The organism is Pseudomonas sp. GW821-FHT09C08 (assembly GCF_059418125.1).
Genome location: NZ_JBWKPG010000002.1, coordinates 866,125 through 877,579 on the forward strand (window position 1 = coordinate 866,125; position 11,455 = coordinate 877,579).

At 63.2% G+C, this 11,455-nt stretch carries 7 protein-coding genes; 5 read left to right on the forward strand and 2 right to left on the reverse strand.

Translation table 11 applies throughout. The annotated features are described in order from the left end of the window. Window positions 1-43: 43 nt before the first annotated feature. Together AC07OJ_RS10715 and AC07OJ_RS10720 are read right to left on the reverse strand one after the other, a co-directional pair. Entirely contained in the window at window positions 44-502 is a 459-nt protein-coding gene (locus AC07OJ_RS10715; RefSeq protein ID WP_120447991.1) for an REP-associated tyrosine transposase, read from the reverse strand. A 205-nt stretch (window positions 503-707) separates the two neighbouring features. Then, entirely contained in the window at window positions 708-1,313 is a 606-nt protein-coding gene (locus AC07OJ_RS10720) for a TetR/AcrR family transcriptional regulator (protein ID WP_065901582.1), read from the reverse strand. 240 nt (window positions 1,314-1,553) lie between these two features. On the opposite strand from AC07OJ_RS10720, the gene AC07OJ_RS10725 reads away from it, so the two are divergent. The 5 genes from AC07OJ_RS10725 (at window position 1,554) to AC07OJ_RS10745 (ending at window position 11,327) form a co-directional block, all read left to right on the forward strand. Next, window positions 1,554-2,678 carry an efflux RND transporter periplasmic adaptor subunit gene (locus tag AC07OJ_RS10725; protein ID WP_495094509.1) on the forward strand — a complete coding sequence of 375 codons (1,125 nt, stop codon included), beginning with the start codon at window positions 1,554-1,556 and terminating at the stop codon, window positions 2,676-2,678. A 13-nt stretch (window positions 2,679-2,691) separates the two neighbouring features. Next, window positions 2,692-5,763 (forward strand): efflux RND transporter permease subunit, encoded by a 3,072-nt coding sequence (locus AC07OJ_RS10730; protein ID WP_495094510.1) that lies wholly within the window; start codon window positions 2,692-2,694, stop codon window positions 5,761-5,763. Then, window positions 5,760-8,885 carry an efflux RND transporter permease subunit gene (locus AC07OJ_RS10735; protein WP_495094511.1) on the forward strand — a complete coding sequence of 1,042 codons (3,126 nt, stop codon included), beginning with the start codon at window positions 5,760-5,762 and terminating at the stop codon, window positions 8,883-8,885. Before AC07OJ_RS10730 ends, AC07OJ_RS10735 begins: the two co-directional genes overlap by 4 nt. Continuing rightward, window positions 8,882-10,288, forward strand: coding sequence for an efflux transporter outer membrane subunit (locus tag AC07OJ_RS10740; RefSeq protein ID WP_495094512.1), 1,407 nt, complete (start codon window positions 8,882-8,884; stop codon window positions 10,286-10,288). The genes AC07OJ_RS10735 and AC07OJ_RS10740 overlap by 4 nt, the downstream gene beginning before the upstream one ends. 133 nt (window positions 10,289-10,421) lie before the next feature. After that, on the forward strand, window positions 10,422-11,327 hold the full coding sequence (locus tag AC07OJ_RS10745; RefSeq protein WP_495094513.1) for a DUF808 domain-containing protein: 906 nt from the start codon (window positions 10,422-10,424) through the stop codon (window positions 11,325-11,327). Window positions 11,328-11,455 lie beyond the last annotated feature (128 nt).

Below are 11,455 nucleotides of genomic sequence, written 5' to 3' on the forward strand. Positions count from 1 at the left end.
GTGGGAGCGGGCTTGCCCGCGATGCAGGCGCCTCGGTCTCCAGTCAAAGCCAAATGGCGTCCCAGAGTGGATAGTCGCCATATCTATTGACCAGGCCCGCTCGCAAAGGATTGGCGACGATATAGCGGGCTATGCCCTCCAGGCTTTCTTCGCGGCGCACGGCATGATCGTGGAAACCGGGTTGCCAGAGACGTCCCTGGCGCCCGGAAACCGCATTCACAACTCGGGTACTTTTGGACTTTACCTGACGCATCAAATCGGCGAGTGAGCCTTTTTCCAGGGAGATCAGCCAGTGGAAATGATCAGGCATCACGACCCAGGCCAAGGAGGTCGCCAGACCTTGATGCTGGGCAATCCTGAACTGCTGTACTACAAGCCTGCCGAGTTTGAAGTCCAAGAAGATCGGCTCACGATCAAGGGTGTTGCTGGTCAGCAAGTAGATGCGATTGGGCTCGTCGTAGCGGCCAATACGCAGGCGATTTGAAGCAGGTAGATCAGGCATTCCATGGCCTCTCTTCAAGTGGTGTCCTGAGAGGCTAGATCTCGCCGATCAATGCTGGGCGCCAGGCTTTTGGCAGGATGTGTCTGGAAAGCCGCTTTCGCGAGCAAGCCCGCTCCCACTGGGGGTGGAGGGATTCGAACATTTTGTGTTCAACACCGCAGAAATGCAGGCGCTGGCTTGCCTGCGATGCAGACACCCCCCTCCATTAGTCCGGCTCACACCCCTTGAGCACCAACCGGATGATCGTCTGCGCCGCCGCTTCATAGTCCGCCTCGTCCAATTTGGCCTTTCCGGTCACCGCCGAGATCTGCCAATCGAAATCCGCATAGGTCTGCGTCGCTGCCCAGATGCTGAACATCAGGTGGTTGGGGTCAATAGCGGCGATGAGGCCGCGATCTACCCAGTTCTGGATGCAGTCGATGTTGTGCTTGGCCTGGGCGTTGAGTTGTTCAACCTGGTCGGCACTGAGGTGTGGTGCGCCATGCATGATTTCGCTGGCGAATACCTTGGAGGCGAAGGGCAGGTCGCGGGAGATGCGGATTTTCGAGCGGATGTAGTTGCTCAGCACCACCGACGGCTCACCCTCGGGATTGAACGGCGTGGACGCTGCCAGGATCGGCTCGATAATGCTTTCGAGCACCTCGCGATAGAGGTTGTCCTTGGACTTGAAGTAGTAATAGACATTGGGCTTGGGCAGCCCGGCCTTGGCGGCGATGTCGCTGGTTTTGGTCGCGGCGAAGCCCTTGTCGGCAAACTCCTCGCTGGCCGCCCGCAGGATCTTTTCTTTGTTGCGCTCGCGAATGGTGCTCATAAACCAGGGTTTTCCTTGCCAGGACAGGCGGTTGCGCATGGTAGCACCGGCCTTGCGCAGCGCTCAAGAATCCTACTCCAGGCCTTGCAGGCCGGGGGCTTGCGCCAGATTGTCTGTCTTGATGCTGAACGCATTCAAGGTTGTACAGGCATAGGCCGGGCGCGCTGCTAGAGTTCAGGTCAGCCACCGACTCATTGCAGCGGTCGGTCTATCCTGATTTCGGCGTTCGAGAGAGAAACCGTGGAGAAAAGCAAACGACGCACGTTCGCCTGGCTGGCGGGCGTCGTCCTGGTGGTACTGGCGATTGTCCTGGGTCTCCATTTCTTCACCGCGCAGCACAAGGGCAAGCCTGCAGCCACAGGTGAACCGGTGGCCGTGGTGCCCGTCGCCTTGCAGGATGTGCCGGTGTACATCGACGCCCTCGGCACCGTGACCCCGACACGCAGCGTCACGGTGGTCAGCCAGGTCGACGGCATCCTCAGCAGCGTCGAATTCAAGGAAGGCCAGCACGTCAGCAAGGGCCAGGTCATCGCCCGCATCGACGACCGTGCGCTCAAGGCGCAATTGGCTGTGGCCAAGGGCACGCTGGCGCATGACCAGGCGGTATTGAGCAATGCCCAGCGCGACCTGGCCCGTTATCGCGACCTGGTCAAGGCCGGCTCCACCAGCCAGCAAACCCTCGATACCCAGGCCGCCCTGGTGCAGGAGCAGCAGGGCACCGTCGCCGCCGACCAGGGCAATGTGCAAAACCTCGAGGTGCAACTGAGCTACTGCACCATCACCTCGCCGGTCGATGGCGTGGTTGGCTTGCGGCTGGTCGACCCCGGCAACTACGTGACCACCACCAGCACCACCGGCATTGTGGTCATTACCCAGATGAACCCGGCCACGGTGGTGTTTGCCGTGCCCGAAGATGACCTGGGCAGCATCGACCAGGCCATGGCCCGTGGCAGCGTGACCGTGCTGGCCTACGACCGCAATAAAAAGACCCTGCTGGCCACCGGCAGCCTGCTGGCCCTGGATAACCAGGTCGACACCAGCACCGGCACGATCAAGGTCAAGGCGCAGTTCGACGACGCAGGTGATGCGCTGTTCCCCAACCAATTTGTCAACGCGCGTCTCAAGGCCGACACCTTGAGCCAGGTCGCCGTGGTGCCGACCCGGGCGATCCAGCACGGCAGCAAGGGGGATTTCGTGTTTGTGGTCAACGGCGACAAGGCCGCGCTGCGCAACGTCAAGACTGGGCCGTCGATGGGCGATGTCTCGGCGATCCTCGACAACGGCGTCAAGCCTGGCGAGCAGGTGGTCACCGAAGGTGCCGATAAACTTGACGACGGTTCGCCGGTAAAAGTCGTCGCCCAGTAAGGAGCTGCCGGTCATGAATGTCTCGCGGCCCTTTATCGAACGCCCAGTGGCAACCACGCTGATGATGGTGGCCGTGCTCTTGCTCGGGTTGCTCGGGTACCACTTGCTGTCGGTGTCGGCGTTGCCCGAGGTCGATTACCCGACCATCCAGGTCTTCACCCAATACCCCGGCGCCAGCCCGGATGTGGTCAGCTCCTCGATCACCGCGCCGCTGGAGCGCCAGCTCGGCGAGATGCCGGGGCTCAAGTCGATGAACTCCACCAGCTCCGACGGCGTCTCGGTGGTAACCCTGCAATTCGACTTGTCGTTGTCCCTGGACGTCGCCGAACAAGAAGTGCAGGCGGCGATCAACGCGGCCGGTACCTTCCTGCCGGCGAACCTGCCGTACCCGCCGGTGTATAGCAAGGTCAACCCGGCGGACGCGCCGGTGCTGACGCTGTCGCTGACCTCCGATGTGCTGCCGCTGACCAAGATCGAAGACCTGGCCGACACGCGCCTGGCGCAGAAAATTTCGCAGATCACCGGGGTCGGCCTGGTCACCATCAGCGGCGGCCAGCGCCCGGCGGTGCGGGTCGAGGCCAATACCTCGGCGCTGAACAGTCTCGGCCTGTCCCTGGATGACCTGCGCACCTCGCTGGGCACCGCCAACGTCAACCAGGCCAAGGGCAATATCGACGGTAAGTTCCAGGCGTATTCCATCGGCGCCAACGACCAACTGCAATCGGCCGAGGAGTACCGTGACCTGGTGATCGCCTACAAGAACGGCGCGCCGATTCGCCTGTCGCAGATCGCCAGTTCGACCCAGGGCGCCGAGAATCCGCGCCAGGCCGCCTGGACCAACAGTACGCCGTCGATTGTGTTGAATATCCAGCGCCAGCCTGGCGCCAACGTGATCCAGGTGGTCGACCGCGTGCAGCAATTGCTGCCCAAGCTGCGCGCCAGTTTGCCAGCCACATTGAAGGTCGACGTGCTCACCGACCGCACCCAGACCATCCGCGCGTCGGTCACCGATGTGCAGTACGAATTGGCCATGGCCATCGCGCTGGTGGTGATCGTGATTTTCATCTTCCTGCGCAACGTCGCTGCGACGATCATTCCGGCGGTGACCATCCCGCTGACGCTGGTGGGGACGCTGGCGGTGGCCTATGCCCTGGGCTTTTCCCTCAACAACCTGACGCTGATGGCGCTGACCATCGCCATCGGTTTCGTGGTGGATGACGCGATCGTGATGATCGAAAACATCACGCGCTACCTGGAGGCTGGTGACTCGCCGCTGGAGGCGGCCCTCAAGGGCTCGGCGCAGATCGGCTTCACGATCATCTCGCTGTCGATTGCGCTGATCGCGGTGATGATCCCGTTGCTGTTCATGGGCGATGTGGTCGGGCGGCTGTTCCGCGAATTCGCCATGACCGTGGCCGTGACTATCGTGATCTCCGCGCTGATTTCCCTGACGCTCACGCCGATGATGTGCGCGCGGATGCTCAAGCACCGGCAGCAGGAACACCGGGTGGATTTCTTCGATCGTATCAACACGCACTATGTGCGGGGCCTCGATTGGGTGCTGGCGCACCGCACGCTTACGTTGATCTCGGTGGTGCTCACCGCAGCCCTGACCCTGGTGACACTGGTGCTGATGCCCAAGGGCTTTTTCCCTGATCAGGACACCGGCCTGATCCAGGGGATTTCCCAGGCGGCGCCGACCATTTCGTTCCAGCAGATGCAGGTGGAGCAGCAGCGCCTGGCCGCGCGGATTCTCAAGGATCCGGCGGTGCAGAGCCTGTCGTCGTTCGTCGGCATCGACCAGACCAACCCGACCATCAACCAAGGCAACCTCCTGATCAACCTCAAGCCCCGAGGCGAGCGCGACAGCAGCACCGAAGTGATCCGCCGCCTCGCCGATGCCAACGCCGACGATGCCGGCATCCGCCTGTACCTGCACTCGGTGCAGGACCTGACGCTGGACGCCACGGTGTCCACCACCAGCTATCGCCTGGGCCTGCAAGCCACCGATCCGGATGAGCTGGAGCAGTGGACCAACAAGCTGCTCGCGGCGATCAAGCGGGACCCGATGTTCACCGACGTGCAAAGCCAGGCGATGCAGTTTGGCAACCAGATCCAGCTGACCTTCGACCGCGCCACCGCCTCGCGCCTGGGCATCACCCCGCAAGCCATCGACGATGTGCTGTATGACGCGTTTGGCCAGCGCCAGGTGTCGACGATCTACACCCAGCTCAACCAGTACCACGTGGTGATCGCCACCGATCATCCGCCGCGCAACCTGCCGGATCTGCTTACCGGCTTGTACGTGGACATTCCCGCCGGCGGCGTGGCGCCGCTGTCGAGCATGGCCACGATGCAGGTGGTGCGCACCCCGGTGACCATCAATCGCCTGGGGCAATTTCCCTATGCGGATGTGTCGTTCAACCTCGCGCCGGGGCAAACCCTTGGCGCAGCGGTGACCCGCCTCAAGGACATCGAGGCCAAGGTCGGCCTGCCGCTGTCGGTGCAGGCCAACCTTGAGGGGGCGGCGGCGACGTTCGAGGCGTCGCTGTCCAACCAGGTGTTCCTGGTGGTGGCGGCGATTGTGGTGGTGTACCTGATGCTGGGGATTCTCTACGAGAGCTTCGTGCACCCGGTGACGATCCTCTCGACGTTGCTTTCGGCCGCACTCGGCGCGTTGCTTGCGCTGCTGGTCACTGGCACGCAGTTCGACATCATCGGTTTGATCGGCATCGTGCTGTTGATCGGCATTGTCATGAAGAACGGCATCATGATGGTCGACTTCGCCCTGGCACTGCTGCGCGAGGGCGGGCTGACCCCGGTGGCGGCGATCCGGCAGGCGGCGGAGTTGCGGTTTCGGCCGATCCTGATGACCAGCATGGCCTCGCTGTTCGGCGCGGTGCCGCTGGCGCTGGGCACCGGTATCGGCTCGGAACTGCGCCATCCATTGGGCATCGCGATCATTGGCGGACTGATGCTCAGCCAGTTGCTGACGCTGTTTTCCACCCCGGTGATCTTCCTCGCCATGCACGGGCTGGAACAGCGCTTCAGCCGGCGCCCGATTGAAGCGGACCCGGCGCAATGAACCTCAGCGCGCCGTTTGTCCATCGCCCCATCGCCACCACCCTGATGGCGGCGGGGCTGGCGCTGTTCGGCGCGCTGGCCTTTATGCTGTTGCCGGTGGCGCCGTTGCCGGAGGTGGATTTCCCCACCATCAGCGTCAGTGCCTCGTTGCCCGGCGCCGACCCTAATACCGTCGCCAGTTCGGTGGCCACGCCGCTGGAGCGCGAGTTCGGGCAGATCGCCGGGGTCACGCAAATGACCTCCGCCAGCAGCCTCGGCTCCACCCGCATCACCCTGCAGTTTGACCTCAACCGCGATATCGACGGCGCCGCGCGCGACGTGCAGGCAGCGATCAACGCGGCGCGCACCAACCTGCCGAGCGACCTGTCCGGCAACCCGACCTATCGCAAGGTCAACCCGGCCGACTCGCCGATCATGATCATCAGCCTGACCTCCGACAGCGCCACGCCGGGGCAGATGTACGACGTGGCCTCGACCCTGCTGGAGCAGAAACTGTTGCAGACCACCGGCGTCGGCGACGTGACGGTTGGCGGCGGTGCGCTGCCGGCGGTGCGCGTGGAGCTCAACCCGGATCGCCTCAACCGGTACGGCGTCAGCCTGGAGCAGGTGCGCCAGGTCATCAGCGCCTCGAATGCCAACCTGCCCAAGGGCAACGTGGCAATCGGTGACCGCTCCTACGGGATTGGCGCCAATGACATGCTGCTCAACACCGACGACTACGGCCCGTTGGTGGTCAAGGAACACAACGGCGACCTGATCCGCATCGCGGACCTCGGCTACGTGCGCGAAGACGTGCAGGACCTGCGCAACTTCGGCCTGTCCAACGGCAAGCCGGCGGTGTTGCTGGTGGTGTTCAAGCAACCCGGCGCGAATGTGATCGACACGGTGGACGCGGTAAAAGCCTCGCTGCCGTTTCTGCAAAGCTCGATCCCGGCGTCGATCAAGCTCAACCTGTTGATGGACCGCACCACCACCATCCGCGCCTCGTTGCATGATGTGGAAGTGACCCTGCTGGCGTCGATCCTGCTGGTGACGCTGGTGACGTTCGGGTTTTTCCGCGACTGGCGCAGCACGCTGGTGCCGGCGATCGTCGTGCCGCTGTCGTTGCTCGGCACCTTCGGCGCGATGTACTTCCTCGGCTACAGCCTGAATAACCTGTCGTTGATGGCGCTGACCATTTCCACCGGGTTTGTGGTGGACGATGCCATCGTGGTGGTGGAAAACATCATGCGCCACCTGGAGAAAGGCGAGAGCCGGGTCCAGGCCGCGCTGAATGGCGCCAAGGAGGTCGGCTTCACCGTGCTGACCATCAGCGTGTCGCTGGTCGCGGTGTTCATTCCGCTGCTGTTGATGGGCGGGATTGTCGGGCGGCTGTTCCGTGAGTTTTCGGTATCGCTGTCGGTGGCGATCGTCATCTCGATGCTGATCTCGCTGACGGTCACGCCGATGCTCGCCAGCGTGTTGCTGCGCGCGCCCAAGGAGCTGCACGAAGGCGATGAACACCCGGATTCGCGTTTTCACCGTTTCTATGACCGGACCCTGGGGTGGGTCATCGAGCATTCGATCCTGATGGGCCTGGTCACGGTGCTGGTGATCGTGCTGGCCGGGGTGCTGTATGTGCTAGTGCCCAAGGGCTTTTTTCCCCAGGAAGACACCGGCCGCCTGCAGGGCAGCATCCTGGCCAACCAGAGTATTTCCTACGGGGCGATGCAGAAGGACTTCACCGAGATCAACCGCAAGGTCATGACCAACCCCAATGTGGAAACCGCCGCCGGGTTTGTCGGTGGCGGCGGCGGTGGCGGTGGGGCGGTCAACAGTGCGCAGATGTTCGTGCTGCTCAAGCCACTGGGCGAGCGCAAGGACGACGCCACCCAAGTGATCGGGCAAATCCGCCACGCCCTCAGTGACTTGCCCGGCACCAAGCTGTTTCTGCAGTCGGCCCAGGACATCACCGTAGGCGGCCGCCAGAGCGGCGCGCAATATCAATACACGCTCACCGCCGATGACCAGTCATCCCTGGACGAGTGGGTGCCGAAGGTGGTGGCTGTGTTGCGCAAGCTGCCGCAGTTGACCGACCTGAACACCGACCAGCAGGACAACAGCCTGCTGGCCAATGTCGGCATCAACCGCGACACGGCGGAGCGGCTCGGGGTGAGCATGTCGGCCGTCGACCAGACGCTGTACGACGCCTTTGGCCAGCGCCAGGTCTCGACCCTCTACCGCGCCGCCAACCAGTACCACGTGGTGATGGAAATCGCCCCCGAATACTGGACCGACCCGTCGGCGCTCAAGGGCATTTATGTGCCGGTGGGCAGCGCGGCGCTGGCCAGCAAAGGCAGCGTCGCCGCGCCCAACCTGGCGGCGCAGTCGACCTTGGTGCCACTGTCGGCGATTGCCGATGATTCGGTGGCGCGCACGGCGATCTCCATCAGTCACCAGGGCAGTTTTCCGGCGGTGACGGTCTCGTTCAACCTGGCGCCCGGCACGTCCATCGGCCAGGCCACCGCCTTGGTCGACGACGCGGTGAAGCAACTGCGCATGCCCGCCAGTGTGGTCGGGCAGTTCGCCGGCACCGCCCAAGTGTTCCAGTCGTCGGTGGCCAGCGAGCCGTTGCTGATCGTCGCGGCATTGCTCTCGGTGTACATCGTGCTGGGCATTCTGTATGAAAACCTGATGCACCCGCTGACGATTCTTTCCACCTTGCCTTCGGCGGGTGTCGGTGCCTTGATCGCGTTGCTGCTGACCGGCACCGAACTGTCGATCATCGCGCTGGTGGGCGTGATTTTGTTGATCGGCATCGTCAAGAAGAACGCGATCATGATGATCGACTTCGCGATCACTGAACGGCGCGAATTCGGGCTCACGGCCAAGGCGGCCATTCGCCGTGCGTGCCTGATCCGCTTCCGGCCGATCATGATGACCACCCTGGCGGCGATCCTCGGCGCGCTGCCGCTGGTGCTGGGCACCGGCTATGGCTCGGAACTGCGCCGGCCGCTGGGGATTTCGATTATTGGCGGGTTGCTGCTCAGCCAGGTGCTGACGCTGTACACCACCCCGGTGATTTACCTGTGGCTCGACCGGGCGTCCCAGCGCCTGGGACGGCATAAGGAAGCAAGCGCATGAAACTCACAGACAGCGTGCTGTTGTTAAGCCTGGTACTCGGTGGTTGCATGGTCGGGCCCGACTATCAAAAGCCTGCGATGCCGCTGCCGCAGACCTTCAAGGAGGGCGCGGAGTGGCAACGCGCGGCGTCCAATCCCCAGGGCGCGTTGGACAGCCAATGGTGGCTGGCGTACCAGGACCCGGTGTTGAATGACCTGGTGGCGCGCTCGGCCCAGGCCAACCAGTCGATCATTGCCGCTGAAGCCGCGTATCGGCTGGCCCAGGCGCAAGTGGCGTCGAGCCGCGCCGGGCTCTGGCCGACGGTGGGCGTGGGGTTGTCCGGTTCGCGCGGCGAGGGCGGTGACGGCACCACGTCCAGCAGCACCACGTCGACGGGCGTGAAAAACAGCGTCAGCGCGACGTTGACCGCCAGTTGGGAGCCGGACCTGTGGGGCGAGGTGCGTCGCGGCATCGAGTCAAGCCAGGCCGCCGCGCAGCAATCCGATGCGTTGCTGGCCGGGGTGCGCTTGTCCATCAGCTCCAGCGTGGCCAGTAACTACCTGGCGCTGCGCCAGATGGATATCGACGTGCGCCTGCTCCAGCAGCAACAGGCGATCAACCAGCAGTTGCAGGCCATGATCCAGGCCCAGTTCACCCAAGGCGTGGCGACCAACGATCAGTTGCTGGTGGCTCAGGACCAACTGACCACCTCGATTGCCGACCTGCAGACTTCCCAGCGCGACCGCGAGCAATATGAACACGCATTGGCGGTGCTGGTGGGCGTGGCGCCGAGTGAATTCAGCGTGGCGCCACGCAATGACTTCAGCTTTGTCGTGCCGCGCCCACCGCTGACCCTGCCGTCGACCTTACTGCAACGGCGCCCGGATGTGGTGGCGGCCGAGCGCTCGGCGGCGGCGGCCAATGCGAAAATCGGCGTGGCTGAGGCAGCGTTCTTTCCGACACTGGATTTGACCGCCCAACTGGGTTATCGCGGCAGCGCCTTGGGCGGGTTGTTCTCCTTGCCCAACCGCATCTGGACCCTGGGGCCGGCGCTGGCAGAGACGATCTTCGACGGCGGCGCCCGTGAGGCCGCGGTCAAACAGGCCGAGGCCAGCTACGACCAGATCGCCGCAAACTACCGTGGCACGGTGCTCAGCGCCTTGCAGAACGTCGAGGACAACCTGTCGGCGATCAATCACCTGCAAACCCAGGCCGATGCCTTCCAGCAGGTCTACCAGCGCAACCAGCAACTGTTCGGCAGCCAGGAGGCGCAATTGCGTGCGGGCACGGTCAGTCGCGAAACGGTGTTGACCCAACAACTGGTGTTGCTGCAAGCCGAACAGAACCTGCGTGACACCCAAGGGCAGCTCAGCCAGGGCAGTGTGGCGTTGATCCAGAGCCTGGGCGGTGGTTGGCAGCCCTGATGCCCCGTTCATCACGCAGGCGGGGAGACCGCCATCGCCGGCAAGCCAGCTCCCATCCGGCGAGCAAGATCAGCAGCAGATCGGCAGTGATCCGCGTTATATTCGCGGCATTCTCACGGCAGGAAGTCCCCCAATGGCAGGAAGCAGTTTGCTGGTACTGATCGACGACATCGCTGCGGTGCTCGACGATGTGGCGTTGATGACCAAGATGGCCGCCAAGAAAACCGCCGGGGTCCTCGGCGATGACCTGGCACTCAACGCCCAGCAGGTCTCTGGAGTACGCGCCGAACGGGAGATCCCGGTGGTATGGGCGGTGGCCAAGGGCTCGTTTCTCAACAAGCTGATTTTGGTGCCGGCGGCGCTGTTGATCAGCGCGTTTGCGCCTTGGGCGGTCACGCCGCTGTTGATGCTGGGCGGGGCTTACTTGTGTTTCGAGGGGTTTGAAAAGCTCGCGCACACCTTCCTGCACAAACGCACCGAAGAGCAGGCGCATCTGGTCGAGGCCGTGGCCGACCCGGCAACCGACCTGGTGGCGTACGAAAAGGACAAGATCAAAGGCGCGATCCGCACCGACTTCATCCTCTCGGCGGAAATCATCGCCATCACTCTCGGCACCGTGGCCGCTGCACCGTTGATGCAGCAGGTGGTCGTGCTGTCGGGCATTGCCATTGTCATGACCATTGGCGTGTATGGCCTGGTGGCCGGCATCGTCAAGCTCGATGACCTGGGCCTGTGGCTCACCCAGAAGCCCGGCCAGATGGCGCGCAGCATCGGCGGCGCAATCTTGCGCGCGGCGCCGTACATGATGAAAAGCCTGTCGGTGATTGGTACGGCGGCGATGTTCATGGTCGGCGGCGGCATCCTGACCCATGGCGTGCCGGTGGTGCATCACTGGATCGAGACGGTCAGCCAAAGTACCGCAGGCTTGGCGTGGTTGATGCCGACCTTACTGAATGCGGTGGCGGGGATCATTGCGGGGGCGGTAGTGTTGGCCGTGGTGTCGGTGCTTGGCAAGGTATGGCGAGCGACGAAAAGCTGATTCACGGGTGTTCAAGCTTAATCCTAGTGTTCCAGGCGGCAGGTGTGCCTCCTGGTCACAGTGTTAGCTGAGTCAGCAAAATCAGCGCAATAAAAAAGGCCATTCATTCGAATGGCCTTTTTTGTCGG